This window comes from Variovorax paradoxus (assembly GCA_016806145.1).
In the GTDB taxonomy this organism is placed as follows: domain Bacteria; phylum Pseudomonadota; class Gammaproteobacteria; order Burkholderiales; family Burkholderiaceae_C; genus Variovorax.
In genome coordinates this window covers 265,296-291,831 of record CP063166.1, presented here as the reverse complement: position 1 = coordinate 291,831, position 26,536 = coordinate 265,296, and the positions used below count along the sequence as shown (strand labels likewise).

Below are 26,536 nucleotides of genomic sequence, written 5' to 3'. Positions count from 1 at the left end.
CCTCAGCGCCCGAGCAGCATGCGCACCGCCTCGGGCAGGCTGCGCGCCTCGGGCAGGAAGTGGTCGATAGCGGCGCCGAGGATCACCGCGCAGGCGACCGCGCCCAGCAGCGGCTTCCAGGTCAGCCGCACCGCCGCCATGAGCCAGCCCTCGCGCGCCACGCGCACCGCGGCGCGCGCCGAGACGTACGAGAACGCCACCTCGATCGCCACGGCCAGCAGCGCGTCCCAGCTGAAATACAGCAGCACCAGCGAGCCGGCGCCGAGCACGACGGCGATGCAGATCAGGAAGATCGCGACCACCGGCACGACCACCACGGCGCCCTCGTCGGCACCGCCGGCGACATCGAGCGCGCCGCTGGCGACATCGGACAGCAGGCCGCCGTCCGCGCTGGCGCCCGAGCGCGCGAGCGCGCTGCCCGCGTCGAGGGCCAGCTCGCCGGCATCGGCCGCATCGACCGCGTCGGCCAGGTCGGGGCGCCCTTCCACCAGCCGCTGTGCCCACCAGCGCAGCACCAGCAGGTAGCCGAGGTAGCCCACGCCCAGGGTCATGAGGTAGCGCACCGCCAGCGACTGCACGCCCAGCAGGTGCATCTGCAGTGCCGACACGCCCCACATCAGCAGCAGCGTGAAGCTGCCGATCAGGATGCCGTGCGTGCGCAGGCTGTGGTTTCGGTGCAGGTCGCGCTCGACCTGCGTCTCCCAGAGGCGCACCGAGCGCCAGTTGGAGAGGACCTTCATCGGTCGTGGTCGACGGCCTCGGGCGCGAAGGGCACGCGCTGGGCCACCGCGCACATCAGCTCGTAGCCCACGGTGCCCGCGGCCCGCGCCACCTCGTCGATGGGCAGCACCGCGCCGTTGGCGGCCGAGCGGCCCCACAGCGTCACCTCGGAGCCGAACTGCGCGTCGGGCACGGGCGTGAGGTCGACCGTGATCATGTCCATGCTGACGCGCCCGACCATGCGCGTGCGCACGCCGTTGACCAGCACCGGGGTGCCGGTGTCGCAGTGGCGCGGGTAGCCGTCGGCATAGCCGACCGCCGCGATGCCGATCCTGAGCGGCGCCTCGGCCGTGAAGCGCGAGCCGTAGCCGATGGTGTCGCCCGGTTGCAGGGTCTGCACGCCGATCAGCCTGGTCGACAGCGTCATGGTGGGCTGCAGCTGCCAGTGGGCGGCATCGTTGGCCGGGAAGTCGGGCGCGCTGCCGTACAGCACGATGCCGGGGCGCACCCAGTCGGCGCGCGTGCTGTCGGCATGGCGCAGGGTGGCGGCGCTGTTGGCAATGGAACGCTCGCCGGGCAGGTCGCGCGCGGCGCGCTCGAAGGCCTCGACCTGGTGCGCGATGCCGCGCTCGCCGTCGGCGTCGCTGAAGTGGGTCATCAGCGAGATCTCGTCGACCTGGGTCAGCGCGTTGAGGCGGGTCCAGGCGGCGGCGAAGCGCTCGGGCGTGAAGCCCAGGCGGTTCATGCCCGAGTTCATCTTGAGGAATACGCGGTGCGGCTGCAGGGTCTTGTGGGCGGCGAGCATGTCGATCTGCTCGTCGCAGTGCACCGTGTGCCAGAGGTCGAGCCGCGAACACAGCTCGAGGTCGCGCGCCTCGAACACGCCCTCGAGCAGCAGCACCGGCCCGCGCCAGCCCAGCGCGCGCACGCGTTGCGCCTCGGCCAGGTCGAGCAGCGCGAAGCCGTCGGCGCCGCGCAGCCCCTCGTAGACACGCTCGATGCCGTGGCCGTAGGCATTGGCCTTGACCACCGCCCAGACGCGGGAATCGAGCGCATTGCGGCGCACGCGTTCGAGGTTGTGGCGCAAGCTGTCGGTGTGAACCGTGGCGAGAATGGGGCGGGGCATGGCGAAGGGTCTTTGAAAACGAATTGCAGACCACGTTTTAGCATCTTCGGGAATGGGGTCGAATACGCAGAAGCCGCCTGCAGGAGCTGTCGTACCCCCATGCTATAACCGCCCATTCGCCTTCCGGGCGACACTTTTTCACTACTGCCAGCGACCCCCTGGCCAGCCAGCCCATCGATGAAGCGCGGTTTCTACACGATCATGTCGGCCCAGTTCTTTTCGTCGCTGGCCGACCAAGCGCTCTTCGTCGTTGCGGTCGATCTCATGCGAAGCGCCGGCGCGCCCGAATGGCAGCGCGCGGCGCTGGTGCCGATCTTCGCGGTCTTCTACGTGGTGCTCGCGCCGCTGGTGGGCGCCTTCGCCGACGCGTTGCCCAAGGGCCGGGTGATGTTCATCAGCAACGCCATCAAGGTGTTCGGCTGCCTGATGATGCTGTTCGGCTCGCACCCGCTGCTGTCCTATTCGATCGTCGGGCTGGGCGCGGCGGCCTACTCGCCGGCCAAGTACGGCATCCTCACCGAGCTGCTGCCGGCTTCGCAGCTGGTCAAGGCCAACGGCTGGATCGAGGGCCTGACGATCGCCTCGATCCTGCTGGGCATCGTGCTCGGCGGCACGCTGGTGGGCCATACGGTGTCGAGCAAGCTGCTGGCCTTCGACATGCCCTTCTTCGACACCGGCATCGACTCGCCGGCCGAGGCCGCGCTCACGGTGCTGATCGTGGTCTACATGATCGCGGCCTGGTTCAACACGCGCATCCCCCACACCGGCGTCGAGATGCGCCCGATGCGCTCCAACCCCGAGCACAGCCTGGCGCGCAACCTGGTCGGCCTGCTGCCCGACTTCTGGCACTGCAACGCGCGCCTGTGGCGCGACCGCCTCGGCCAGATCTCGCTGGCCACCACCACCCTGTTCTGGGGCGCGGGCGGCAACCTCAAGTACATCGTGCTGGCCTGGGCCTCGCTGGCGCTGGGCTACAACACCACGCAGGCCTCGGCCCTCACGGGCGTGGTGACCATCGGCACCGCGGTGGGCGCCATCGTGGCCTCGATGCGCATGCGGCTGGACATGGCCACGCGCGTGATCCCGATGGGCATCGCGATGGGGCTGATGGTGATCTGCATGAACTTCATCGGCAACGTGTGGCTGGCGGTGCCCTTCCTCATCATCCTGGGCGGGCTCGGCGGCTTCCTGGTGGTGCCGATGAATGCGCTGCTGCAGCACCGCGGCCACAACCTGATGGGCGCCGGCCGCTCGATCGCGGTGCAGAACTTCAACGAGCAGGCCTGCATCCTGCTGCTCGGCGGCTTCTACAGCGTGTGCACCGGGCTGGGCCTGTCGGCCTATGGCGCGATCAGCGCCTTCGGCCTCGTGGTGGCGGGCTGCATGTGGATCATCAAGCGCTGGCACGAGAACAACCTCAAGAAGTATCCCGAGGAAGTCGAGCACCTGCTGGCCATCGCCCGCAGCGACAAGCATCACTGAGCCCCCCGGCTTTTCACGCCCTTCGGTCGTGTAACTCCACCCCCGAGGGGGAGACGCGGCCCGGCTTGGGGCGGCCCGGCGGCGGCCGCACCGAGGGACCGCTATGCTCGGCGGTTTGCCCGCCCGATGCCCGCCTTCGCCCTGATCTTCAATGCCTTCGTCTGGGGGCTGTCGTGGTTTCCGTTCCGCCACATCGAAGGCCATGGCCTGCATCCGGTGTGGACCACCTGCCTGATCTACCTCGCGATCGCCACCGTGGTGGGCCTGCTGCGCCGCGGCGCCTGGGCCGGCTTCGCGGGCCATCCGATGCTGGTGCTGCTGGGCCTCGCGGCCGGCTTCACCAACGTGGGCTTCAACTGGGCCGTGACGCAGGGCGACGTGGTGCGCGTGGTGCTGCTGTTCTACCTGATGCCGCTGTGGAGCGTGCTGCTGGGCTGGGCGGTGCTGGGCGAGCGGCCCACGGGCGGATCGCTGGCGCGCGTGGCGCTGGCGCTGGCCGGCGTGGCGGTGGTGCTCAAGACGCCGGGCACCGACTGGCCCGTGCCCTCGAGCCTGTCCGACTGGCTCGGCGTGGCGGCGGGCTTCGGCTTCGCGGTCACCAACATCGTGCTGCGCCAGCTGCGCGCGGCGCCCGGCGAATCGCGCGCGCTCGCGATGTTCTGCGGCTGCGCGGTGGTGGCGGGCACGACCGCGCTGGCCGGCACGGCGCTCGGCGCCTTCGCGCCGCCCACCGCCGCAGCGCCGGGCTGGATCGGCTGGGCCGCGCTGCTGGGCTTCGGCTTCGTGATCGCCAACGTCTGCCTGCAGTACGGCGCCGCGCGGCTGGCGGCCAGCGCCACGGCGGTGATCATGCTGTCGGAGGTGCTGTTCGCGAGCGTGTCGTCGGTGGCGCTGGGCGCGGCCACGATGAACTCGCGCATCCTCGCGGGCGGCGCGCTGATCGTGGCGGCCGCGGTCTGGTCCTCGTTTGCGCGAACGCCCGCCGCGAGCGAAGATCGCGCTCCTTCGACCCCCTGAGGACATCCCCATGACCAGCGTCTACGACTTCGAGGCCAGGCAGATCGACGGCCAGCCGGTGAATCTCTCCGCCTACAAGGGCAAGGTGCTGCTCATCGTCAACACCGCGAGCAAGTGCGGCTTCACGCCGCAGTTCGCGGGCCTCGAGCAGTTGCACGAGAAGTACGCGGACCAGGGCCTCGCGGTGCTGGGCTTCCCGTCGAACCAGTTCGGCGGCCAGGACCCGGGCACCAACGAGGAGATCGGCGCCTTCTGCATGAAGAACTACGGCGTGAGCTTCCAGATGATGGAGAAGATCGACGTCAACGGCAGCGCCGCCGCGCCGCTGTACCAATGGCTGGTGAAGGAGAAGCCGGGCCTGCTGGGCAGCACCGCCATCAAGTGGAACTTCACCAAGTTCCTGGTCGGGCGCGACGGCCAGGTGCTCAAGCGCTATGCGCCGCTCGACACGCCGGCCTCGCTCTCGCGCGACATCGAGGCGGCGCTGGCCGCCTCCGCCTGACGCTCAATACCTGAAGCTCGCGGTCGTCGAGCCGCTGCCGACCGTGACGGCCTGGCTCTTCGACTCGCCGCCCTGGGTGGTCGCGACCACCGTGTAGCGGCCCGCGGGAATGTCGACCAGGCACACCGGCCCCGAGGCGCGCAGCGACAGCGCGGCGGCGCCATCCGCCCCCTTGATCTCGACCTGCAGGTCGGCCAGGTAGGCACCGTCGGCGCGCGCGAACAGCAACGCCAGCGGATGTTCCTTCATCGCGGCGCGCATGGCGTTCGACTCGTCGGAGCCGATGCCGCCGCAGACGTAGCGCGTGGCGCCCTCGCCCTTCCAGGCGGGCATGGCGGACTGGGCCTGGGCGCTGGTGAAGGCACCGGCACCGATCGACAGGAAGGCGGCCGCGAGCGCGGCACGGGTGAGAGAAGAGCGGGACATGGGACGTACTCCTTGGCGCTGTGGATGCCGAAATGATGCGGCGGCGCCACAGTCGGGCGAGTCGGACCAGGGCGCGGCAGCGTGTGCGGCGCGGGCGCAGGCGGCCGGCAGCGTCGGCAAGCCCGGACCCGCTACAGTCGGCGGCTCCCGCACTTCCACGCCGCCGTCCCGGCGCCGTTCACGCCATGCGCCATCGCGCCGCCCCGCTCATCGTCCTGGCCCTGGCGGCCGTTCTCGCCGGCTGCGCGACGCGCACAGCGCCGCGCGTGACCATGCTCGGCGACGGCGTGCTGCGTTCGCCGAGCCCCGAGGAGGCCGAGGCCTACTGCCGCAACTTCGGCGCGCCGCTGCGCTTCGTGCCGCCGACCACGGGCCGCGCGCCGCAGGGCGAAGTCACCTACCGCTGCGATTGAGCCGTCACGCAGCCGGCTGCAGCGCCGCGTCGAGCAGCTCGACCCAGTGCCGCACCGGCAGCTCGCCGCTGCCGCTTTGCAGGTGCGTGATGCAGCCGATGTTGGCCGACGCGATCGCCACCGGCTGCAGCTGCTTCAGGTGGCCCAGCTTGCGGTCGCGCAGCGGGTAGGCGAGCTCGGGCTGCAGCACCGAGTAGGTGCCGGCCGAACCGCAGCACAGATGCGATTCGTTCATCGCCACGCGCACGTCGAAACCCAGGGCGCGCAGATGGGTCTCGATGCCGCCGCGCAGCTTCTGGCCGTGCTGCAGGGTGCAGGGCGGGTGGTAGGCGATGGTGCCGGGCGTGGCGCGCACACGGGCTTTGAGCACCGGCACCAGGTCGGGCAGCAGCTCGCCGAGGTCGCGCGTGAGCTCGCTGATGCGCGCCGCCTTCAGCGCGTAGGCCGGGTCGTTGCGCAGCACATGGCCGTACTCGCGCACGGTGACGCCGCAGCCCGAGGCGTTCATCACGATGGCCTCGACCTCGTCGCGTTCGACCAGCGGCCACCAGGCGTCGATGTTGGCGCGCATCTGCGCCTTGCCGCCCTCCTGGTCGTTGAGGTGGAACTTCACCGCGCCGCAGCAGCCGGCCTCGGGCGCGAGCACGGCCTGGATGCCGCCCGCATCGAGCACGCGCGCGGTGGCGGTGTTGATGTTCGGCATCATCGCCGGCTGCACGCAGCCCGCGAGCATCAGCACCTTGCGCGCATGCGTGGCCGTGGGCCAGGCACCGGCCGCCTGCTTCGCGGGCACCTTGGCCTGAAGCGCGGCGGGCAGCAGGCCGCGCACCGACTGGCCCAGCTTCATCGCGGGGCCGAACAGCGGCGAGGGCAGGCCTTCCTTGAGCACCCAGCGCGTGGCCGATTCCATCGCGGGGCGCGGCACCTTCTCGTCGACGATGCGCCGGCCGATGTCGACCAGGTGGCCGTACTGCACGCCGCTCGGGCAGGTGCTCTCGCAGTTGCGGCAGGTCAGGCAGCGGTCGAGGTGCAGCTGCGTGCTGCGCGTGGGCGCCTGGCCCTCGAGCACCTGCTTGATCAGGTAGATGCGCCCGCGCGGGCCGTCGAGCTCGTCGCCGAGCAGTTGATAGGTCGGGCAGGTGGCGGTGCAGAAGCCGCAGTGCACGCACTTGCGCAGGATGGCCTCGGCCTCGCGGCCGTCGTCGGTGCCGCGGAATTCGGGAGCGAGCTCGGTTTGCATCGTGGGGATCGGTTCTTGTCGTTGTCTCAGGGGCCGGGGGAAGCGTCGTTCTTGCGCCGCGGGCGGATCGCGCCGAGCAGCTGGCGCAGGTGGGCCGAGCGCCGCACGTCCTCGATGAAGGGCGGCAGCGACAGCGCCAGCAGCAGCGCCGCGAGCGGCACCACGCAGACGAAGCCGACGTAGGTGAAGCCGGCCGCGCCGACGATGCCGCCCGTGACGAACATGCCGACCAGCCCCGCGAACAGCCGCAGCCGCGCGCCGTTGTGGCGCACCGGTCCCGCCGGGGTTTCGCCGGGCTTCGCGCGGCGGTTCCAGTACAGCAGCTTGCCGAGCTCGATGCCGAGGTCGGTGAGGTTGCCGGTCATGTGGGTGGTGCGGATGCGGCCGCCCGAGGTCTTGGAGCCCACCGCGTTCTGCAGGCCCATGATGAAGGACAGCAGCAGCACCGTGAGCGGCACCGCGAAGGGCGTGTGCCAGGTCAGCGTGATCGCGCCCATCAGGCCGAAGGGCAGCATCAGCGCCGACTCGAGCAGCAGCGGCAGCGCGTAGACGCTGCGCAGGTGGTGCTGGCGCGCCCAGTTGACCAGCAGCGCCGAGACCGCCGCGCCGGCCACGAAGGCCAGGATCGCGCCCAGCGCATTGAGCAGCAGCGTGGTGTTGCCGAGCACCAGGCCGTCGGCCACCTGCGAGGTGAAGCCGGTCATGTGCGAGGTGTACATGTGCAGCACCAGGAAGCCGCCCGCATTGACGGCGCCGGCGTTGAACGCGAGCAGCAGGCCGAGCATGTGGTTGGTCGAGGGCGCGCGATGGCGGCCGGTGAGGAAGCGCAGGCGCCGCATGGGGGTCGTTCAGTCGAAGGCGTGGAGCCGGCCGCGGTCGAACACGGCGTGCGGATCGAACTCGCGCATCAGCGCGCGGTGGATGCGCTCGACCGCGGGCTCGAGCCGGTCGAAGCGCGGCACCGCGGCCTCGTGCGCCTCGCCGTTCGCGGGCAGGCGGAACAGCGTCGCATGCCCACCGGCCGCGCGCGCGGCCTCGCGGATGCGCGCGGCCGCGACCGGCGTGGGCGGTGCCTTGTACCAGCGCTGGCCGCCATGCCATTCGACCAGTGGCGCGCCGAATGCCTCGAGCCCCAGCACCGGCGCGGTCTGCGGCACCGACAGGCGCCACAGTGCGTCGGGCCCGGCCGCGGTGTCGAACCACGGCAGGCTCTGCTCGCGCAGCGACCGCCAGTCGGCGGCGGCGCGCTCCTTGTCCTTGCGTTCGCCGCCGAGGTGCGCGCACGCGGCCTCGACCGCCGCCACCGCGCCGCGCAGCCGCAGGTAGAGCGCGCCGGCACCCGCGTAGTCGAACCAGCAGCTCGCGTTGAGCGGCAGCGGCCGCCCGCCCCATTCGTTGAGCAGCCGCAGCGCATCGGCCTGGTCGCAGGCGAACTCCAGCGTGGCCTCGGCCGGCGGCACCGGCAGCACCTTGAGGCTGACCTCGGCGATCAGGCCCAGCGTGCCGAGCGAACCCGCGAGCACGCGCGAGACGTCGTAGCCCGCCACGTTCTTCATCACCTGGCCGCCGAAGCTCAACACCTCGCCGCGCCCGTTGACCAGCATGGCGCCGAGCACGTAGTCGCGCACGTTGCCCACGCTGGCGCGCGACGGGCCCGCGAGGCCCGCGGCGACCATGCCGCCAACGGTCGCATCCGCCGCGAAGTGCGGCGGCTCGAAGGCCAGGCACTGGCCCTTCTCGGCCAGCGCCGCCTCGAGCTCGGCCAGCGGCGTGCCCGCGCGCACGGTCACGACCAGCTCGCTGGGTTCGTAGCTCGCGATGCCCGCGAGCGCGCGCGTGTCGAGCAGCTCGCCGCGCGGCGCCTCGCCGTAGAAATCCTTGCTGCCGCCGCCGCGGATGCGCAGCGCGGTGCCGTCGGCGGCCGCGGCGCGGATGCGCTCGACGGCCTGGCCCAGTGCGTGGTCGATGCCGCTCATCAGAACCTCGGCAGCTCGGGATGCGGCAGCCGGCCGCCGCGCACCACCTGCTTGCCGTACTCGGCGCAGCGCTGCAGCGTGGGGATCACCTTGCCGGGGTTCAGCATCCCTTCGGGATCGAAGGCGCGCTTGACGCCGAACATCTGCTCGTTCTCGGCGGCCGTGAACTGCACGCACATGCTGTTGAGCTTCTCGACGCCCACGCCGTGCTCGCCCGAGACGGTGCCGCCCATCGCGACGCTGGTCTCGAGGATGTCGGCGCCGAACAGCTCGCAGCGGTGCAGCTCGTCGGGGTCGTTGGCATCGAACAGCACCAGCGGATGCAGGTTGCCGTCGCCCGCGTGGAACACGTTGCAGCAGCGCAGGCCGTATTTCTGCTCCATCGCCTGGATCGCGAGCAGGATGTCGGCCAGCCGCTTGCGCGGGATGGTGGAGTCGAGGCACATGTAGTCGGGGCTGATGCGGCCCGAGGCCGGAAAGGCGTTCTTGCGCCCGCTCCAGAAGCGCATGCGCTCGTCCTCGCTGTTGCTGACCGCGATGGCGGTGGCGCCGCAGCCGCGCAGCACGGCCGTCATGCGGCCGATCTCCTCTTCCACCTCCTCGGGCGTGCCGTCGGATTCGCACAGCAGGATGGCGGCCGCGTCGAGGTCGTAGCCGGCATGCACGAAGTCCTCGACGGCGGCGGTCATGGGCTTGTCCATCATCTCGAGCCCCGCGGGGATGATGCCCGCGGCGATCACCGCGGCCACCGCGTCGCCGGCTTTGCGCACGTCGTCGAAGCTGGCCATGATGCAGCGCGCCAGCTGCGGCTTGGGCACCAGCTTCACCGTGACCTCGGTGGTGACCGCGAGCATGCCCTCGCTGCCGATCACCAGCGCCAGCAGGTCGAGGCCGGCGGCATCGAGCGCCTCGCCGCCGAACGTCACCGGCTCGCCCTCGGCCGTGAAGCCGCGCACCTGGAGCACGTTGTGCAGCGTGAGGCCGTACTTGAGGCAGTGCACGCCGCCCGAGTTCTCGGCCACGTTGCCGCCGATCGAGCAGGCGATCTGGCTCGAGGGATCGGGCGCGTAGTAGAGGTTGTAGGGCGCGGCCGCCTCGCTGATGGCGAGGTTGCGCACGCCGCACTGCACGAGCGCGGTGCGCGCGACCGGGTCGATCTTCAGGATGCGGTTGAACTTGGCGAGCGAGAGCGTCACGCCCATCTCGTGCGGCATGGCGCCGCCCGACAGCCCCGTGCCCGAGCCGCGCGCCACCACCGGCACGCCCAGCGCGTGGCAGGTGCGCAGCACGGCCGCCACCTGCGCCTCGGTCTCGGGCAGCGCCACCACCAGCGGCCGCTGGCGGTAGGCCGTGAGGCCGTCGCACTCGTAGGGCGTGGTGTCCTCGGCATGCCAGATCAGCGCATGCGCCGGCAGGTGGGCCTGCAGCGCGCGCACGACCTGCGACTGGCGTTCTGTCTTCTGGAGCGACGCATGCTGCGTCGGGCTCGGGGGCGCGTTCATGGGCGAAGTCTCTTCTCGGTGTTCTTCCGCGGAAGCCTGGCGGGGGCCGGCCCCCCCACTCTAAGGAAATGCGCGGCCTCCGGGTTGAAGGATTTTTGCGGCGGGCTTGAGGAATCTTCGCCGCGCCGCACGGGCTCAGCGCAGCGCCTGCACCAGCCAGTCGGCGAAGGCCGCGCATTCCCAGCGCTCGAGCGCGCCCGGCTGCCAGCACAGCGTGTGGCGGTGCGGCGAGCGCACCGCGTGCTCCGACAGCGCCACCAGCCGGCCCGATTCGAACCAGGCCGCGCCCATCTTCTGGCGCACCAGCGCCACGCCGAAGCCGCTGGCGGCCGCGTCGTAGACCAGGCCCAGGTCGTTGAACTGCGAGCCCAGCCGCGGCTCGGGCTGGTCGATGCCGCAGCTCGCGAACCAGGTGCCCCAGGGCTCGAGCGGGCTGCGGATCAGCCGCGCGGCCGCGATCTCGGCCGCGGTGCGGAAGCCGTGGAACGGGCCGAACTCGTTGAGGTAGCTCGGGCTGCAGGCCGGCACCACCAGCTCCTCGAGCAGCGGACGGTGCTCGCAGTCGGCGTAGTTGCCGCCGCCGTAGCGCACCTCGAGGTCGGCCGGCTCGGCGGTCACGTCGAGCAGCGGGATCGACACCTGCAGCACCAGGTCGATGTCGGGATAGATGTTGCGGAACAGCTCGAGCCGCGGCATGAGGAACTGGCGGCTGAAGGTCGGCGTGACCGCGAGCCGCAGCCGCGTGGCGGCGCGCTGGCCCACCTCCGCGTTGCCGCCGCCCGCATGCGCCTGCAGCGCGGCCAGGCCGGTGCGCACGTTGGCGAGGTAGGCCGCGCCGTCGGCCGTGAGGCTGAAGTCGCCGCGGCCGAACAGCTTGAAGCCCACGTGCGACTCGAGCTGGCGGATGCGGTGGCTGACCGCGCTGGCGGTCACGCAGAGCTCGTCGGCCGCGCGGCCCGCATGGCGCAGCCGCGCCAGCGCCTCGAAGGTCACGAGGCACTGGATCGGCGGGATGTGCTGCAGGGCCATGCGAACGCCGGGGTTCAATCCTCGAAGAAGTGGACCGGCAGTCCCGGCGTCTCGACGCGCGTCGACAGCACCATGCCCGAGGCGGGCTTGCGCGCCAGCTCGGCCTCGGGCCTGCCCTTGCGCGCGGTGGTGACGAACAGCGTGCGCAGGTCGTCGCCGCCGAAGCAGGGCATGGTCGGGCATTGCACCGGCAGCGCGAAGGCCGCCACGACCTCGCCCGAGGGCGCGAGGCGCAGCAGTTGCGCGCCCTCGAACATCGCGACCCAGTAGTGGCCTTCGGCATCGACCGTGGCGCCGTCGGGCCGCCCGCCGTAAGCCAGTGCCGAGCCGGGCGACCAGCCCTCGGGCTTGGCGTCGAACTGCTTGAAGACGCGGGCGCGCGAGAGCGTGTTGTGCGCCGCATCCCAGTCCCAGGCGCGCACCGCGTGGGCCGGCGTGTCGGCCCAGTAGAGCGTGCGCGCATCGGGCGAGAACGCGAGGCCGTTGGCCGTGGTCACGCCATCGGCCATCTGCGAGAGCATCGGCGACTGGCCGCCGTCGCGGCGCGCGTCGAGGCAGTAGAGCGCGGCATTGGCGCGGTCCTTCGCCTCGTTGATGCTGCCGGCCCAGAAGCGGCCGAACGCGTCGCACTTGCCGTCGTTGAAGCGCATGGTGGCCGCGTCGTGCTCCACGCGCGCGATCGCGGTCAGCGCGCCGCCCCATTCCCGCGCGCGGTAGATGCCGTCGCGCAGCGCGATCACCAGGCCGCCGCTGCGCGCGGGCGCCATGCAGCCGGGCTCGGTCGGCAGGTCCCAGCGCTCGACCGCGCTGCCGGCGCCGATCTCGCCGCGCGTGCGCAGCACCGCGCGGCCGGGAATGTCGAGCCAGTACAGGGAGCGTTCCTGCGGGTGCCAGAACGGCGATTCGCCGAGGGCGCTGAGGCTGTTGTCCAGGGGGGTCCACATGGCGGGGATTGTGCCCCCGCGCCGCGGTACGCCGCTGTCGGACCGCACCGGGCCACGCCGGGCAGGGGACAAAAAAAAGCCCGCTCGCACCGGAGTGCTTGCGGGCTGAACATCCAAAGGAGACTCTCGCTGAAAAAATGGGCTTCAGGAAACCTTGGAAGGACCTTGGAAAAACAGGGTGGTGGTCTGGTGGTGGACCGCGGGTCCCTTCCTCTGGAGCGAGGAACCCGCGGTGTCCTTGTCGCGTGTCGGAGCTTGTCCGATCAGCGGTTGTAGGCGGTTTCGCCGTGCGACGAGATGTCGAGGCCTTCGCGCTCTTCCTCTTCGGTCACACGCAGGCCGAGCACCAGGTCGGCGATCTTGAAGGCGATGAACGCCACGACGCCGGACCAGACGATGGTGAACAGCACGCTCTTGATCTGGATCCAGACCTGGGCGCCCATCGAGAAGGTGTCGGGGGTCAGGCCGCCGGTGCCGCCGAGGCCCTGGGCCGCGAACACGCCGGTCAGGATGGCACCCAGGATACCGCCCACGCCGTGGACGCCGAACACGTCGAACGCGTCGTCGGCACCGAGCATGCGCTTGAGACCGCCCACGCCCCAGAGGCAGACCAGGCCGGCCAGCAGGCCCAGCACGATCGAACCCATCGGGCCGACGAAGCCGGCGGCGGGGGTCACTGCGACGAGGCCGGCGACGGCGCCCGAAGCGGCACCCAGCATCGAGGCCTTGCCCTTGTGCAGGCTCTCGCCCAGGATCCAGGACAGCGCGGCGGCGGCGGTGGCGAGCACCGTGTTCACGAAGGCCAGGCCAGCGGCGGCGTTGGCGGCACCCGCCGAGCCGGCGTTGAAGCCGAACCAGCCGACCCACAGCAGCGAGGCGCCGACCATGGTGAGCGTGAGCGAGTGCGGCGTGAAGGCTTCCTTGCCGTAGCCCACGCGCTTGCCGACCATGTAGGCACCGACCAGGCCGGCCACACCGGCGTTGATGTGCACCACGGTGCCGCCCGCGAAGTCGAGCGCGCCGTCCTTGCCGAGCAGGCCGCCGCCCCAGACGATGTGGGCCATCGGCACGTAGGCGAAGGTGAACCACAGCACCGAGAACAGCAGCACGGCCGAGAACTTGGCGCGTTCGGCGAAGGCGCCGACGATCAGCGCCACGGTGATGGCGGCGAAGGTGCCCTGGAACGCGACGAACACGTACTCGGGGATCGTCGTGAGCGCGCCGAAGGTCTCCTGCGACACGCCCTTGAGGAAGATCTTGTCGAAGGTACCGACGAAGCTTCCTTCACCCGTGAAGGCGAGGCTGTAGCCGTAGATGGCCCACAGGATGCTGATCAGCGAGAAGATCACGAAGACCTGCATCAGCACCGACAGCATGTTCTTCGAGCGGCCCAGGCCGCCGTAGAACAGCGCGAGGCCGGGGATGGTCATCAGGATCACGAGCAGCGTGGAGGTCAGCATCCAGGCGGTGTCGCCCGAATCGACCTTGGGTGCCGGGGCCGCGGCCGGCGCGGCGGCGGGAGCGGCAGCAGCCGGTGCGGCCGCGGCTGCGGCGGCCGGCGCGGCGGCAGCCGGAGCCTCGGCGGCCGGTGCCGAAGCGGCGGCGGCGGGCGCGGGCGTCTGCGCGAAGCCGGTGGTGCCGGCGGCAAGCACGCTCAAGCCGAGCGCGAGGGAGACAAGCAGTTTTTTCATGGACGTTGTTCTTTCGGGCCTGGACTCGATCAAAGGGCTTCGCGGCCCGTTTCGCCGGTGCGGATGCGCACGACCTGCTCGAGGTTGTAGACAAAGATCTTGCCGTCGCCGATCTTGCCGGTGCGCGCGGCGCCCTCGACGGCTTCGATCACGCGTTCGACGAGGTCATCCGAGACGGCCGCCTCGATCTTGACCTTGGGCAGGAAGTCGACGACGTACTCCGCGCCGCGGTAGAGCTCGGTGTGGCCCTTCTGGCGGCCGAAGCCCTTGACCTCGGTGACGGTGATCCCCTGCACGCCGATGGCCGAGAGGGCTTCGCGCACTTCGTCGAGCTTGAACGGTTTGATGATGGCTGTGACCAGCTTCATGAGTTGCTCCTTTGGATGGAAAGAATTCGCGCGGCAGCATGGGCCGCGCCTCGTTGTGTTGCGCTTACAGCGTCTTCGTCAGCGTGAGGATGAAGCGCGGCTTGTTGGGCGAGTAGACCTGCTGCACGGTGTAGAAGCCGAAGTCGTACAGCGGGCCGGCCGCGACGTTGAACGCGTCCTTCTTGTTCGCGCCTTGCACCGAGCCGGTGAGCGTGAGACCGCCGCCGAAGTCGTAGGTGGCGCCGACGTTGTAGTCGACGTAGTTCTTGGCGGCCGTGTTGTGGCGGATGTCGCTCGAGAAGCGCGTGAAGCCCACGGCGGCCTTGAGCGTGACCTTGGGCACGATCTCCTTGCTGTAGCTCAGGTTCAGGTAGCCGGTGTTGCGGCCCTTGAGGCCCGAGCCCAGCTTGTTGCCGGCGTAGCCGAAGTAGTCCTTCGACACCGTGTGCGAGTACTTGGCCGTGAACGAGCCGAAGGTTTCGTTCGCATAGGTGGCCGCGCCGTAGAGCTCGGTGGTGTTGCCCACGGAGTTGCCCGGGTAGATGTAGGTCAGCGCACCGACGTCCATGTCCAGCGGGCCGGCCTTGAACTTGTAGCCGCCGTACAGGTCGACCTCGACGCTGTTGCCCTTGAGCCAGTTGACGCTGGAATTCCAGTTGCCGACGTAGAAGCCGCTCTCGCCGAAGGCGTAGTCGAAGCCGCCCTGGATGGCGGGCTTGAGGCCGCGGGTCTTGGCGTAGTCGTCCCGGCCGATCATGTCCTGGTCCTGGCCGCGAAACTTGTAGTTCGTGGTCAGCGAGATGTTGGCCGTGATCGGGGAAGCAGCGGGTGCCGCGGCAGGCGCCGCCGCAGCGTCTGGGGTGGCCTGCGCCAGGGCGGCGCCCGACGTGGTCAGGGCGGTGGCCAGGACGATCAGGGCCTGGGCGGCGGAACGGTGCGTCATCGGGAACTCCTCGCAAGTAGTGTTGTGGAACCTGATGACCCTCAAAGCAGGGAGCGTGCCAAAGTGCACATCCCCCGGCGACCGGTTGCGGCGCACCCCAGGAAGACAGCCAAAAATAGTTACAAGCGCAATGCTTTGTGGCTTGCACTGAAAAAAGAACAAGACGCCCGCGACGACCGAAATCGGGCGCACCAATATAGGGAGGAAGCACGGAATGAGTCTGTCTTTGGTGCAAAGCCGCGCCTTGCTCGGGCTGGAAGCGGCCAGTGTCACGGTCGAGGTGCATCTGGCCAACGGCCTGCCGAGCTTCACGCTGGTCGGGCTCGCCGAAACCGAGGTCAAGGAAGCGCGCGAGCGCGTGCGCTCGGCCATCCAGAACGCCGGGCTGGAGTTCCCGCACAACAAGCGCATCACCGTGAACCTCGCGCCGGCCGACCTGCCCAAGGACTCGGGCCGCTTCGACCTGCCGATGGCGCTGGGCATCCTCGCGGCCAGCGGCCAGATCGAGGGCGCGCGGCTCGCGGGCCACGAGTTCGCGGGCGAGCTCTCGCTGTCGGGCGAGCTGCGGCCGGTGCGCGGCGCGCTCGCGATGGCGCTCGCGCTGCACACGCGCGGCATCGCCACCCGGCTGGTGCTGCCCGCGACCAGCGCCGCCGAGGCCGCGCTGGTGCCCGGCGCCGAGGTCCATGGCGCCAGGCATCTGCTCGACGTGGTGCGGCGCTTCCTGCCGGCCGATGCGCAGGCCGACCAGGACGCGGAGGACGACGGCTGGTCGCGCGCCCGGGCGTCGGCGCCAGCCAGCGCCCCCGCCTATGCCGACATGGCCGACGTGAAGGGCCATGCCGGCGCCAAGCGCGCGCTCGAGATCGCCGCGGCCGGCGGCCACAGCCTCCTGATGATGGGCGAGCCGGGCTCGGGCAAGTCGATGCTGGGCCAGCGCTTCGCCGGCCTGCTGCCGCCGATGCGCATCGACGAGGCGCTCGAGAGCGCGGCCATCGCGAGCCTCGGCGGACGCTTCTCGACCGAGCGCTGGATGCACCGGCCGACCGCGTCGCCGCACCACACCTCGAGCGCGGTGGCGCTGGTCGGCGGCGGTTCGCCGCCGCGGCCCGGCGAGATCTCGATGGCGCACCACGGCGTGCTGTTCCTCGACGAGTTCCCCGAGTTTTCGCGCGCCGCGCTCGAGGCGCTGCGCGAACCGCTCGAGACCGGCACCATCACCATCGCGCGGGCCGCGCGGCGGGCGGATTTTCCGGCGCGCTTTCAACTCGTGGCCGCCATGAATCCATGCCCCTGCGGCTTTTTGGGCGCCCCCGCGAAGGCCTGCCGCTGCACGCCCGACCAGGTGGCGCGCTACCAGCGCAAGCTCAGCGGCCCCCTGCTCGACCGCATCGACCTGCACATCGAAGTGCCCGCGATATCGGCGCCGCAGCTGCTCGACGCGCCCGCGGGCGAAGCCACCGCCGCCATCCGCGCGCGCGTGGTCGCCGCGCGCGAACGCGCGATCGAGCGCCAGGGCCGGCCCAACCAGGCGCTGCAGGGCGCCGACATCGACCGCCATGCGGCGCTGGGCGACGAGGCGCGCCGCTTCATGCACACGGCCGCCGCCCGGCTCGGCTGGTCGGCGCGCAGCACGCACCGCGCGCTGAAGGTGGGTCGCACCATCGCCGACCTCGCGGGGTCACAGGTCATCGAGACCGCGCATGTGGCGGAGGCGGTGCAGTACCGGCGGGCGCTGCAGAAGGGCCTGTAGCGCCTCGCGCGACGCGCGGATGGGCTACGGCGCAGGCCGTTCGCCACCACCTGCTCGCACCGGCAGGCGACGACGACCGGCCGCTCGCCTACTTGAACTCGTGGCTCACCACCGGCGCCGACTTGCTGTCCTGCACCGTCACGCGCTGCCGGTAGACCTCGAGGTCGCCGTTGCGCACCTCGATGTTGTAGATGCCGGGGCGCAGCGACAGCGACTTGAGCGGCGGGCTCACGCCGCGGTCGGCGCCGTCGACGAAGACCTGGCCCCAGGGCCGGATGTTGAGCGTGACGCGGCCCATGCCGGCCGCGGCGCCCGGCACGGGCGCAACCGCCGTGCCGCCCGCGACCGGGGGCACCGCGCCCGGCGCACCTGGCGCGCCCGGCACCCCGGCCGTGCCCGGTGGCACGGTGCCCTGCAGCACCGGTTGCGTGCTGGCCGGCTGCGCGAGCCGGTTGAGTTCGGCGATGGCGTTGCGCGCGTCGCGCGCATGCGGGCCGCGGCGGTAGCGGCGCAGGTAGGCCTCGTAGCCCTCGCGCGTGTTCTCGGCCTGCGCGAGGTTCCAGTCCTCGGCCTCGCTGATCGCCAGCGCGGGCTCGGGCGGCGGGCTCGTGGGCGTCACGGGCACGTTGTCGAGCGGGCTCAGTGCGCCGTTGCTGCCCGGCGCGGTGGCCGGCGGCACGGCGGTCGGCGAATTGCCGCCGGTGGGCGCGGCCGCGGCGCCGCCATCGGCCGCGGGCGGCTGTGAGGCGGCCGCCACCGTGGCCGAGGCCGAGGCGGCCGGCGGCATCACGGCCGGCGGCGAGGCCGGGTTCGACATCGGCGCGCCCGGCGGCGGCACCGGCGGAACCATCGCGGTCGAAGTGGGCGGCGGCGACTGCGTGATGCGCAGGCCGATCCAGCTGCCGACGGCGATCAGCGCCAGCACCAGCACGCCGACCAGGCCCCAGCGCGGCAGCGAGGACTTCTTCTTCGCGGACGGCCGTGCGCCCGCGCGCGCGCGCGGCGCGGCGGCCGGCGGCGGCACCGCCGCGACCGGCGGCGGCGCCTCGAAGGGCGCGGGCGCCGAGACCGGCACATAGGGCTCGACCGGCGGCGCGACGGGCGCGACGGACGCCACGGGCACGGCGGGCACCACCGGCGCCGGCGCCGCGAGCCCGCTCACGTAGATGTCGCCGAGCTTGGTGAGGCCCAGCTCGGCCGCGAAGGCCGCCACGGTTTGCGTGCGGTCCTTGCTGTGCACCGCCAGCGTGTGGTCGACCGCGGCGCAGAAGGCCGGGCTCAGGTCGGGCCGGTTCAGGCTCGCGAGCGGCACATAGGCGTCCTGCACGCTGCGCACCACGGCCGAGGGCGGCGGATGGCCGGTGACGGCGCGGTAGAGCACCGCGCCCAGCGCGTAGAGATCGGTCCAGGCGCCCTGCAGCAGCGTGTTGTCGTCGGCGTACTGCTCGATCGGCGAGTAGCCCGACTTCACCATCACCGCCACCTCGTCGACCAGGTCGGCGATCGACTTGCGCGCGGCGCCGAAGTCCAGCAGCACCGGCAGGCCGTCCTGCTGGATGAAGATGTTGTCGGGCGCGATGTCGCGGTGGAAGCAGCCGCTGCGGTGCAGCGTCTCGAGCGCGCCGAGCAGCGGCCCGAGCATGCCGAGCAGCCACGTCTCGGAGATGGTGCCCGGCTCCTCGTCGGCGAGCCGGCGCAGGGTGCGGCCCTTGTAGAGCTGGATCGCCATGTAGGCGGTCGAATTCGATTCCCAGAAGCGATGCACGCGCACCAGCGCGGGATGGCTGAACTGCGCGAGCGTGCGCGCCTCGTTGATGAAGCTGCGCAGCCCGGCCTGGAAGGTGGCCGTGAGGCGGTCGGAACGCACGTGCACACTGTCGTCGCCAATGCGCCGCGCGAGCATCGAGGGCATGTACTCCTTGATCGCGACCTCGCGCTGCAGCGAGTGGTCGTAGGCCCGGTAGACGATGCCGAAGCCGCCTTCGCCGATCACCTCGAGCAGCTCGAACTCGTCGAGCCGGTGGCCGATGGCCAGCGGGTGGGGCCGCTCCTGCGGGTCGGCGTCCACCGGAGGGCCGGCGCGTCCTTCCGTCGTCATTCTTGTTCCTCCTCTTGCATCGGGACTCTCAGGTCCATGGCACGTGCCCCTGGGAAAAAAGCTTCGAGAACAGCGGCGTGTTGAGCCCGCCACCATGCGCCGCGGTCCGCAGCGGCGAGCCGTCGGCCTGGTTGGTCCACCAGTAGCTCGTGCTTCCGAACGCGTCGAAGCACAGTGGAAGCTCCGGCCAGCCCAGCCGCTGCTGGGCACCCTCGCCCGCCGACGTAGGCCCGAGGATCGAAAGAATGTCGTCCGAGCCGCCGCTGGCCGGCTGGAAGCCGCCATGGCCCGCGGCCAGCACCTGCGCGTCGAACTGCTCGGGCGCCACGCCATGGCGGATCGCCTGCAGCATGGCGTTGCCGCAGCGCCAGTACCAGGCGGCCGCGCCCTCGAGCACCGCGGGTCGGTAGGCGCGCGCATCCACCTGCAGGCTCACGCACACCGGGTAGTAGCGGCCCACGCGGTCGCAGCTCGGCGCGATGCAACCGAATTGCACGGCGTTCACGCCCTGGGTGGCGGGGATCGCGAAGTTCCACACCGGCGCCACCGCGTAGTGGCGCGTCATGGCATCGGGCCAGCGCTTGAAGGCGCCCAGGCCGTTCTGCATCCAGCGGTCCCACCAGGCCTGCAGCTCGCGCGACATGCGCCGGTGCAGGAAGTCGCCGGCCGCGGGCAGCTTGCCGTACCAGCCGACCTGCTCGTCGCCCGGCACCCAGGCCGGCTGCGCCGCCGCGCCGGAGTTCGTCACGAGCGCCCCGGGCACGAGAAGCCGCTCATCTGCGACAGCCGCAGCGGGTTGTAGACGCTGTTGGCGGTCACGTTGAGCACCACCTTGCGGCCCTGCAGGTCGAAGCTGGCATTGAAGGATTCGCTCGAGCCGCCCGGCGAGATCGAGGCCTTGTCGAACAGCCGGTGCAGCGCCCACGGGCCCTCGGTGACGATGCCGCCGGCCGGCGTGCCGCTCGAGGTCGTGACCTGCAGCCGCACCTGGTTGCTGTTGCGCGGACCGGGCCACTTGACGGTGGTGGGCGCCTGCGGCCCGTGCGCGTAGCGCACCGTCTGGCCATCGATGTCCAGCGTCATCTGCGTGAGGCCGGCGTCCATGTCCTCGGGCCGGATGTCGATCGAGAACGAGGGCGTGCGACCGCCCGCCATGCCCGTGAAGAACACGTCGCGGATCGCCTGCGCCTTCTGGAACGAATCGAGGTAGGCCGAGCGGCCCGAGGCGCTGCCGTCGACGCCGCGCTTCCAGGTCCACGGGTTGCTCGAGGTGTCGACCTGCGTCATGAGGTTCTTCTGGAAGAAGTCGTCCATCATCCCGCCCGGCGCGAACAGGTTCGCGAAGTCGCCCGCCGCCACGTCGCGGCTCGAGCCGCGCGAGAACGGATAGCGCCCCGCGATCGCCTGGTTGCAGAAGTTGCCGATGGTGGCGGCCGCGTTCTGGCCGATGTTCTGGCGCGTGACCGCGGCCGCCTTCGACGAGGCGGTGGCCGAGAGGTCGTTGAGCATGCCCTGGAACGGCACCGGCATGCGGCCGGCCTCGGCCTGCACCTTGGTCACGGCGTCGCTGGTCGGCGGGATGTTGCCGCTGCGCAGCGCGGTGTCGGTGGCCGTGAGGTAGTTGTAGAGCTCGTTGATCAGCGCGGCGGTGGCATCGATCGGCGCCTGCCCGCCCTGCTTGGGCGCGGTCACCATGCGGCGCAGCGGCTCGAAGTGGTTGTCCACCAGCGACTCGGGCCGGTCGGGCACGGTGTTGCGGCGCTGGCTGCCGTCGGGCTGGCCGATCAGCTGCTCGATGCGCTCGCGCGTGGTCTGCACGCGGTTCTGCGCCTGGTCGAGCAGGCTGCGCGCGGCCTCGTCGTGGTTGCGCAGCAGGTCGGTCTCGCGCGCGGCGCCGCGGATGATGCGCGACATCGGCGACTCCGAGGTCGAGAGCACGCGCGTCATCTGGATGCTCTGCAGCAGCGAGCGGCTGTCGGCCAGCCGGATGTCGGCCAGGTAGTCGTCCCAGACCCGGATGTAGTCGGTGAGATAGAGCCGGCGCACCTCGCGCAGCAGCAGCTCGCGCGAGGTGATGTCGGTGATGCCGGGCGCGCGGATCTGCAGCACCCAGCGGTCCTCCTGCTCGAGCGCGAGCGTGGTCTCGGCCATGCGCTTGTCGAAGATGTCCCAGTAGCCGCGGTAGGTGAACAGCGTGGGGATGCCGTCGGTCAGCGGCTTGCCGCTGGCGCGCCGCACCACCAGCGCCGATTCGGCGCCGCCGGCCTCGGCGATGGTGAAGGCATTGGGCTGGCTGGTCTGCAGCAGGATGCGGCGCAGCCGCGCGTACGAGCGCTGCGCCAGCGGCACGCCCGCGAGGCGCTCGCGCGTCTCGGTGATCAGGCGCTCGTCCTTGGCGAACGGCGAGCTCACGACGCGGCCGCCGAACAGCGCCTTCAGGTGCGACTCGAGGTTGGTGCGCTGCTCGCGCGTGAGCGCGGCGCCGACCTTGCGGTCCACGTCGGTCAAGAGCCAGGCCTGCAGGAAGTCGGCGTCGTAGCGCTCGGCGTCGTACAGCATCAGGTAGGCCTTGAGCGCCTCGTAGCTGTACTCGGGGTTGTTCTTCGAGGCCTCGCGCAGCGACTGCTCCACGCGCTGCGCCGCCTGCGGCAGCAGCACGCTCTCGAGCGCGCGCTGGTAGACGCCGTCGGTCGCGGCCTGCAGCTTCTCGCCCTGGTAGAGGCCGAAGCGGTAGCTGACGGGCGGATCGCCGATGTCGAACTTCTCCGACTTCGGCAGGTCGCGCAGCCGGTCGAGGATCAAGAGCGAACTCGCGAGGTCGCCGCTCGAGTCGACCACGGTCGGCAGCTCGCCGCGCGCCGCGGCGCGGTTGAAGGACTTCGCGTTGCCGTCGACCTCGGCCACGTACTGCTTGTTGTTGTGCCAGCTGTTGACGCAGGCGCCCAGCAGCGCCACCAGCAGCACGCCGATCACGCTGTAGCCCACCAGGTCGGCCGCGCGCTTGCGCCGGTACCAGCGCAGGTTGGTGCCGGCCACGCCCGCGTCGCGGAAGATCACCTGCTGCAGCAGCTCCTTGAGGAAGTAGCTCTTGCCCGGTCCCGGCGGCGGCGCCGGCGGCGCGTTGACCTGCAGGTAGCGCTTGATCGCGCCCATCACGCGGTCGAAGGCCGTGCCCTCCTGCGTGCCGCTGGTGAAGTAGACGCCGCGCAGCATCGGCGCGGTCTCGAACTTCGACGGATTGAAGACGTCGGCCAGGAAGGTGCCGAGGATGTCCTCGAAGCTCGCGAACTGCTGCGGCAGCAGGTAGGCCTGCGCGCGGCGCATCGGATCGGGCTCGGCGGCCAGCAGCTCGGGCAGGCGCTCGTCGAGCCGCTGGTGCAGCAGCCGGTACTCCTGCTGGAAGCGCTCGCGCAGGTCGCTGCCCTCGAGCGTGGTGGCGGTGCCCGCGCGCTTGTCGCCCTTGGCGGGCTTGGCGCTGGCGGCGCTCGCATCGATCGGGAAGGTGAAGCCCCAGACCTGCGCGCGCTCGGCGCGGCTCAGGCCGCCGAAGTACTCGTTGAAGCCGGCCAGCAGGTCGGCCTTGGTCACCATCACGTAGACCGGGAAGTTGATGCCCAGGTCGTTGCGCAGCTCGAGCAGCCGCTTGCGCAGCGCCATCGCGTGGCGCGCGCGCTGCGCGTCGTCGGCCAGCGGCAGGTCGGCGATGCTGATGGTGAGGATCGCGCCGTTGATCGGCTGGCGCGGGCGGAACTTCTTGAGCAGCTCGAGGAAGCCTTTCCACTCGCCCTCGTCGGTCTCGCGGTTGCTCTCGTGCGTGGTGTAGCGCCCCGCCGTGTCGATCAGCACCGCGTCGTTGGTGAACCACCAGTCGCAGTTGCGCGTGCCGCCGATGCCGCGCACCGCGGCCTTGCCGAGCTGGTCGGCGAGCGGGAAGTCGAGGTCGGAGTTGACCAGCGCCGTGGTCTTGCCCGAGCCCGGCGCGCCGATGAAGATGTACCAGGGCAGCTGGTAGAGGTACTGGCGGTCGAAGATCGAGAAGCGGCCCGCGGCCTTGCCCTCCTCGCCCGGTCCGAAGCGCATGTTGCGCAGGATCGAGGTGGCGTCGTTGAAGCCGGTCTGCAGCTCCTTGATCTCGGGCGCCTCCTCGGGCTTGGCCTCCTTCTCCTTCCTGGAGGGCGTGCGCAGCTGGTTCAGCAGCTGCGCGTTGAGGCGGCGCTCGCGCCACTTGCGGTAGGCCACGCGCACCAGCCAGATCGCGAACATCAGCGCGATCACGACGATGCGCACGAACTCGCTCTCGAGCGGGCGGTAGCGGCCGACCGCGATCACCGGGCCGATGATCCAGATCAGGAAGGCCAGCGCGACCAGGCCGAAGAAGACCCAGAGGTCGCGGCTGATCAGGAAACGGAAGAACGCGCGCAGCATCTCAGCGTCCTCCCTGCGGTGCCACCGGCGCGACCAGCAAGGTCACTTCCACACGGCGGTTGCGCGCGCGGTTGGCCGGCGAGTCGTTCGGCACGATCGGGTCGGCATCGCCGCGGCCCTCGGCGCGCAGCCGGTCGGGGCGCGTCATGCGCGCGCCGATCATCTTGCGCACCGAGTCGGCCCGCGCCTGCGACAGGTGCCAGTTCGACGGGAAGCGCACGCTGCGGATCGGCTGGTCGTCGGAGTAGCCGTTGATCAGCACGCTGCCCTCGACCGCGTTGAGCGCCTCGGCCACGCGGTTGAGCACCGGCACGTAGCGGTCGAGCACCTTGTCGGCGCCCGAGGCGAACAGGCCGTCGCCGCGCAGGATCACCACGCTGCGGTCGGCCTCGTCGCGCACGCTCACCAGGCCCTCGCGGATCTCGGCCTCGAGGAAGCGCTGCAGCCGCGGCTGCGGCGCGGGCTGCGCCACCGCGCGCTGCGTCTGCGGCAGGCGCACCGCGTTGATCGCGGAGAAGGCGCCGTCGGAGGTGCCGCCGAGGTTGAAGGTCAGGAGCGCGAAGGCGATCATCAGGAGCACCGCGGCCACCGCGCCCACGGCCCACACCGGCAGCCAGTTGCGCGTGCGGCGCACGGGCGCGCTGGTGTCCTGCCAGTGCGGCGACAGCGGCTGCGCGATCTCGCCGCGCGTCTGGCGGATGATCTGCAGCAGGCGCTGCTTGAGGGTCTCGAGCTGCGAGCGGCCGTTGTCGATGACGCGGAAGCGCCCCTCGAAGCCCATCGCGAGGCAGAAGTAGATGAGCTCGATCAGGTGCAGGTGCTGCTGCGGGTTCTGCACCAGGCGCGAGAGCAGCTGGAAGAACTTCTCGCCGCCCCAGGTCTCGTTGTGGAACATCACCAGCAGGCTCTGCGAGGACCAGATGCTGCCGCCCCAGGGCGTGAGCGCGGCCGCCTCGTCGACGGCGGTGCAAAGGCAGTAGCGCGCGCCGATGATGACCTCGGGCGAGATGCCGCTCTGCTGCGCGCGCGTCTCGAAGCGGCGCACCTCGTCGACCAGGTGCTCGCGCAACTGCGCGGGCGAGTCGTGGTGGCCGGTGGCGCGGATCTGCGGGATCAGGTCGAGTAGCGGGTTGGCCGCGGCCACCAGCGGGTTGTTGCCGGCCAGCGCGGTGTCGCCCGCATGCGGGCGCCGCGTGTCGTGGAAGGCGGTGAAGGCCTGCGGCTGCTCGCCGAGGCCGCGCGGGGCGTTCAGCGGGTTGTTGCCGCCATGGGCGCCGCCGCTGGTGCCGCCGCCCGGATTCGGCGGCACGAAGCCGCCCGGCCCGACGGCCACGTCGTTGATGCCGTTCATGCGATCGCTCACGGACGGATGGCCCAGAACTCCATGGCCAGGCCGGGGAACTCGCCGGCCAGGTGCATGGCCACGCCGCCCGACTTCTCGAGCTGGCGCCACATGTCGCCGCTCTTGTCGAGCTCGAAGTAGTGGTAGCCCGCGTTGTAGGGAATCTGCCGCGGCGCCACCGGCAGCGGCCGCACGGTCACGCCCGGCAGCTGCAGCTGCACCAGGTCGCGGATGCGCTCGACCGAGCCGATCTTCACCTGCGTGGGGAAACGCTGCTGGATCGCGTCGGCCGGCAGGTCGGCATGCACCGCGAGCACGAAGCCCGCGTTGCGCACCAGCACCGGGTCGGGCATGCGACCCACGCGCACGCCGTGGCTGCGCTCCTCGAGCTCGATCGCGATCGCGCTCTGCTCGAGCACGGCCGACAGCGAGCGGCGCAGCTCCTCCATCAGCGGGCGGATGCTCTCGTTGAGGTTGTCGTGGTCGTACACCGGCCACACCACGGGCCGCCGCGTGGGCGAGGTGTGCGTGGCGAGGTGGCAGGCCAGCTTGAACCAGTCGATGAACAGCTCCTCGGGATGCACCTGCACCGCCTGCTGCGCATGCCAGGTGAGCGCGAGGTAGCGGTTCACGAGCTCGAGCAGCAGGAAGTCGGAGACCTCGCTGACGCCGCCGCGCCCCGGCTGCGACAGGCGCGAGGCCAGCGCCTCGGAACGCTGCGTGAGCAGGCCGTGCAGCTCGGCCACCATGCTGCGCAGCATCGGCTGCGCCGACACGTCGAGCACCGGCGGGATGTAGTTGGCGTCGATCACCAGCTTGTGGTCGGTGCGGCGCTCGATCACGCGCACCGCGCCGATCGCCTGCCACTCCGCGGTCAGCGAGGAGGCGCGCACCAGCCGCAGCCGCGGCGCCGCGAGCTGCAGCACCGCCGGGCCCAATGCAACTGCGTTGCCATCGGCGACTTCGCGCTCGACCACGTGGAAGCGCGCGGCCGAGGTCGTGTCTTCCGCGAAGATGACTTCCTCGCTGCCGGGCCGGCGCAGCGGCAATGCGAGCACCACCAGTTCGTCGGTCAGGTCGCTCGGCACGTCGTAGGGAACGGGTGCGTCCTCCACGCCGAAGGAGAACGGCGTGCCGTCGGGCATCACGCCCGATCCGCCGAGCAGCGAGACGCGGCCCAGCGCATGCGCGTCGCGATCGATGTCCAGGTGCAGCCAGCCCCAGAACGCACCCTGCAGCCCCGCGGTGCGGCGCGTCACGTACTGCTCGACGTAGCGCTCCAGTTGCTGGAAATGCTGCGGCCGCAGGTACATGCCCTCGGACCACACCACGCGATTCGCCAACGCCTGCGGATGGGCGCCTGTTCTGCTGATGGCGCCCGGATTGCGAACTGTCACCAAAGAAAACCTCCTGGAGTGCGGCCACTCTCTTGCGGGCGGTCCATCGTCGAGATGCCCTCCCTGCATGGGCGCATTGCGTGTCGATGCTACACGGCGATGTTTACGTTTTGCACCGTTTTTGCAGCGTCGAGGCCTTGGC

The 26,536-nt window shown here is 71.0% G+C and carries 22 protein-coding genes; 5 read left to right on the top strand and 17 right to left on the bottom strand.

Going from position 1 to position 26,536, the window contains the following annotated elements:
* Positions 1-2: 2 nt before the first annotated feature.
* Entirely contained in the window at positions 3-740 is a 738-nt protein-coding gene (locus INQ48_01365; protein QRF57944.1) for a hypothetical protein, read from the bottom strand.
* Positions 737-1,846, bottom strand: coding sequence for an alanine racemase (alr, locus tag INQ48_01360; protein QRF57943.1), 1,110 nt, complete (start codon positions 1,844-1,846; stop codon positions 737-739). The genes INQ48_01365 and alr overlap by 4 nt, the downstream gene beginning before the upstream one ends.
* 177 nt (positions 1,847-2,023) lie before the next feature.
* On the opposite strand from alr, the gene lplT reads away from it, so the two are divergent.
* The 3 genes from lplT (at position 2,024) to INQ48_01345 (ending at position 4,847) form a co-directional block, all read left to right on the top strand.
* Positions 2,024-3,328, top strand: coding sequence for a lysophospholipid transporter LplT (gene lplT, locus INQ48_01355; protein ID QRF57942.1), 1,305 nt, complete (start codon positions 2,024-2,026; stop codon positions 3,326-3,328).
* Between the two features lie 126 nt (positions 3,329-3,454).
* The gene (locus INQ48_01350; GenBank protein ID QRF57941.1) at positions 3,455-4,345 is read left to right on the top strand and encodes a DMT family transporter; all 891 of its coding nucleotides are present in this window, start codon (positions 3,455-3,457) and stop codon (positions 4,343-4,345) included.
* 10 nt (positions 4,346-4,355) lie between these two features.
* Positions 4,356-4,847, top strand: a complete 492-nt coding sequence (locus tag INQ48_01345) for a glutathione peroxidase (protein QRF57940.1) — start codon at positions 4,356-4,358, stop codon at positions 4,845-4,847.
* 3 nt (positions 4,848-4,850) lie between these two features.
* Here the strand turns inward: INQ48_01345 and INQ48_01340 are convergent, their stop codons facing one another.
* Positions 4,851-5,273: a carboxypeptidase regulatory-like domain-containing protein gene (locus INQ48_01340; protein ID QRF57939.1), complete on the bottom strand. Its 423-nt coding sequence runs from the start codon at positions 5,271-5,273 to the stop codon at positions 4,851-4,853.
* 185 nt (positions 5,274-5,458) lie between these two features.
* On the opposite strand from INQ48_01340, the gene INQ48_01335 reads away from it, so the two are divergent.
* Positions 5,459-5,686 (top strand): hypothetical protein, encoded by a 228-nt coding sequence (locus INQ48_01335; protein ID QRF57938.1) that lies wholly within the window; start codon positions 5,459-5,461, stop codon positions 5,684-5,686.
* 4 nt (positions 5,687-5,690) lie between these two features.
* On the opposite strand, the gene glcF is transcribed toward INQ48_01335, so the two are convergent.
* From glcF to INQ48_01290, 9 genes are all read right to left on the bottom strand, one after another.
* The gene (gene glcF, locus INQ48_01330) at positions 5,691-6,926 is read right to left on the bottom strand and encodes a glycolate oxidase subunit GlcF (protein ID QRF57937.1); all 1,236 of its coding nucleotides are present in this window, start codon (positions 6,924-6,926) and stop codon (positions 5,691-5,693) included.
* 26 nt (positions 6,927-6,952) lie between these two features.
* Entirely contained in the window at positions 6,953-7,765 is an 813-nt protein-coding gene (locus INQ48_01325) for a DUF1275 domain-containing protein (protein QRF57936.1), read from the bottom strand.
* Positions 7,766-7,774: 9 nt separating this feature from the next.
* The gene (gene glcE, locus INQ48_01320) at positions 7,775-8,902 is read right to left on the bottom strand and encodes a glycolate oxidase subunit GlcE (GenBank protein ID QRF57935.1); all 1,128 of its coding nucleotides are present in this window, start codon (positions 8,900-8,902) and stop codon (positions 7,775-7,777) included.
* The gene (locus INQ48_01315) at positions 8,902-10,404 is read right to left on the bottom strand and encodes an FAD-binding protein (protein ID QRF57934.1); all 1,503 of its coding nucleotides are present in this window, start codon (positions 10,402-10,404) and stop codon (positions 8,902-8,904) included. The genes glcE and INQ48_01315 overlap by 1 nt, the downstream gene beginning before the upstream one ends.
* A 135-nt stretch (positions 10,405-10,539) precedes the next feature.
* Positions 10,540-11,433 carry a LysR family transcriptional regulator gene (locus INQ48_01310; GenBank protein ID QRF57933.1) on the bottom strand — a complete coding sequence of 298 codons (894 nt, stop codon included), beginning with the start codon at positions 11,431-11,433 and terminating at the stop codon, positions 10,540-10,542.
* Between the two features lie 14 nt (positions 11,434-11,447).
* Positions 11,448-12,377 (bottom strand): SMP-30/gluconolactonase/LRE family protein, encoded by a 930-nt coding sequence (locus INQ48_01305; GenBank protein ID QRF57932.1) that lies wholly within the window; start codon positions 12,375-12,377, stop codon positions 11,448-11,450.
* A gap of 263 nt (positions 12,378-12,640) precedes the next feature.
* On the bottom strand, positions 12,641-14,068 hold the full coding sequence (gene amt / locus INQ48_01300) for an ammonium transporter (protein QRF57931.1): 1,428 nt from the start codon (positions 14,066-14,068) through the stop codon (positions 12,641-12,643).
* A gap of 29 nt (positions 14,069-14,097) precedes the next feature.
* The gene (gene glnK / locus INQ48_01295) at positions 14,098-14,436 is read right to left on the bottom strand and encodes a P-II family nitrogen regulator (GenBank protein ID QRF57930.1); all 339 of its coding nucleotides are present in this window, start codon (positions 14,434-14,436) and stop codon (positions 14,098-14,100) included.
* Positions 14,437-14,500: 64 nt separating this feature from the next.
* Complete coding sequence (locus INQ48_01290; GenBank protein QRF57929.1) at positions 14,501-15,379, bottom strand: hypothetical protein; 879 nt, start codon at positions 15,377-15,379, stop codon at positions 14,501-14,503.
* A gap of 214 nt (positions 15,380-15,593) precedes the next feature.
* Here INQ48_01290 and INQ48_01285 point away from each other — a divergent pair, with 214 nt between their 5' ends.
* Positions 15,594-17,132 carry a YifB family Mg chelatase-like AAA ATPase gene (locus tag INQ48_01285; protein ID QRF57928.1) on the top strand — a complete coding sequence of 513 codons (1,539 nt, stop codon included), beginning with the start codon at positions 15,594-15,596 and terminating at the stop codon, positions 17,130-17,132.
* An 88-nt stretch (positions 17,133-17,220) separates the two neighbouring features.
* On the opposite strand, the gene INQ48_01280 is transcribed toward INQ48_01285, so the two are convergent.
* The 5 genes from INQ48_01280 to tssK are packed head-to-tail and all read right to left on the bottom strand — an operon-like array spanning position 17,221 to position 26,397.
* A complete protein-coding gene (locus INQ48_01280; protein QRF57927.1) occupies positions 17,221-19,230 on the bottom strand; it encodes a serine/threonine protein kinase in 2,010 nt (669 codons plus the stop codon).
* A 28-nt stretch (positions 19,231-19,258) separates the two neighbouring features.
* Complete coding sequence (tagF, locus tag INQ48_01275; GenBank protein QRF57926.1) at positions 19,259-19,978, bottom strand: type VI secretion system-associated protein TagF; 720 nt, start codon at positions 19,976-19,978, stop codon at positions 19,259-19,261.
* Positions 19,975-23,655, bottom strand: coding sequence for a type VI secretion system membrane subunit TssM (gene tssM, locus INQ48_01270; protein ID QRF57925.1), 3,681 nt, complete (start codon positions 23,653-23,655; stop codon positions 19,975-19,977). Before tssM ends, tagF begins: the two co-directional genes overlap by 4 nt.
* A 1-nt stretch (position 23,656) precedes the next feature.
* On the bottom strand, positions 23,657-24,964 hold the full coding sequence (locus INQ48_01265; GenBank protein ID QRF60567.1) for a DotU family type VI secretion system protein: 1,308 nt from the start codon (positions 24,962-24,964) through the stop codon (positions 23,657-23,659).
* 50 nt (positions 24,965-25,014) lie between these two features.
* Entirely contained in the window at positions 25,015-26,397 is a 1,383-nt protein-coding gene (gene tssK, locus INQ48_01260) for a type VI secretion system baseplate subunit TssK (GenBank protein QRF57924.1), read from the bottom strand.
* Positions 26,398-26,536: the final 139 nt, after the last annotated feature.

What these genes read in the sequence shown, in the direction of transcription:
- INQ48_01365 (QRF57944.1), bottom strand. Translation starts at nt 740, where the DNA reads ATGAAGGTCCTCTCCAACTGGCGCTCGGTGCGCCTCTGGGAGACGCAG.
- alr (QRF57943.1), bottom strand. Translation starts at nt 1,846, where the DNA reads ATGCCCCGCCCCATTCTCGCCACGGTTCACACCGACAGCTTGCGCCAC.
- lplT (QRF57942.1), top strand. Translation starts at nt 2,024, where the DNA reads ATGAAGCGCGGTTTCTACACGATCATGTCGGCCCAGTTCTTTTCGTCG.
- INQ48_01350 (QRF57941.1), top strand. Translation starts at nt 3,455, where the DNA reads ATGCCCGCCTTCGCCCTGATCTTCAATGCCTTCGTCTGGGGGCTGTCG.
- INQ48_01345 (QRF57940.1), top strand. Translation starts at nt 4,356, where the DNA reads ATGACCAGCGTCTACGACTTCGAGGCCAGGCAGATCGACGGCCAGCCG.
- INQ48_01340 (QRF57939.1), bottom strand. Translation starts at nt 5,273, where the DNA reads ATGTCCCGCTCTTCTCTCACCCGTGCCGCGCTCGCGGCCGCCTTCCTG.
- INQ48_01335 (QRF57938.1), top strand. Translation starts at nt 5,459, where the DNA reads ATGCGCCATCGCGCCGCCCCGCTCATCGTCCTGGCCCTGGCGGCCGTT.
- glcF (QRF57937.1), bottom strand. Translation starts at nt 6,926, where the DNA reads ATGCAAACCGAGCTCGCTCCCGAATTCCGCGGCACCGACGACGGCCGC.
- INQ48_01325 (QRF57936.1), bottom strand. Translation starts at nt 7,765, where the DNA reads ATGCGGCGCCTGCGCTTCCTCACCGGCCGCCATCGCGCGCCCTCGACC.
- glcE (QRF57935.1), bottom strand. Translation starts at nt 8,902, where the DNA reads ATGAGCGGCATCGACCACGCACTGGGCCAGGCCGTCGAGCGCATCCGC.
- INQ48_01315 (QRF57934.1), bottom strand. Translation starts at nt 10,404, where the DNA reads ATGAACGCGCCCCCGAGCCCGACGCAGCATGCGTCGCTCCAGAAGACA.
- INQ48_01310 (QRF57933.1), bottom strand. Translation starts at nt 11,433, where the DNA reads ATGGCCCTGCAGCACATCCCGCCGATCCAGTGCCTCGTGACCTTCGAG.
- INQ48_01305 (QRF57932.1), bottom strand. Translation starts at nt 12,377, where the DNA reads ATGTGGACCCCCCTGGACAACAGCCTCAGCGCCCTCGGCGAATCGCCG.
- amt (QRF57931.1), bottom strand. Translation starts at nt 14,068, where the DNA reads ATGAAAAAACTGCTTGTCTCCCTCGCGCTCGGCTTGAGCGTGCTTGCC.
- glnK (QRF57930.1), bottom strand. Translation starts at nt 14,436, where the DNA reads ATGAAGCTGGTCACAGCCATCATCAAACCGTTCAAGCTCGACGAAGTG.
- INQ48_01290 (QRF57929.1), bottom strand. Translation starts at nt 15,379, where the DNA reads ATGACGCACCGTTCCGCCGCCCAGGCCCTGATCGTCCTGGCCACCGCC.
- INQ48_01285 (QRF57928.1), top strand. Translation starts at nt 15,594, where the DNA reads ATGAGTCTGTCTTTGGTGCAAAGCCGCGCCTTGCTCGGGCTGGAAGCG.
- INQ48_01280 (QRF57927.1), bottom strand. Translation starts at nt 19,230, where the DNA reads ATGACGACGGAAGGACGCGCCGGCCCTCCGGTGGACGCCGACCCGCAG.
- tssM (QRF57925.1), bottom strand. Translation starts at nt 23,655, where the DNA reads ATGCTGCGCGCGTTCTTCCGTTTCCTGATCAGCCGCGACCTCTGGGTC.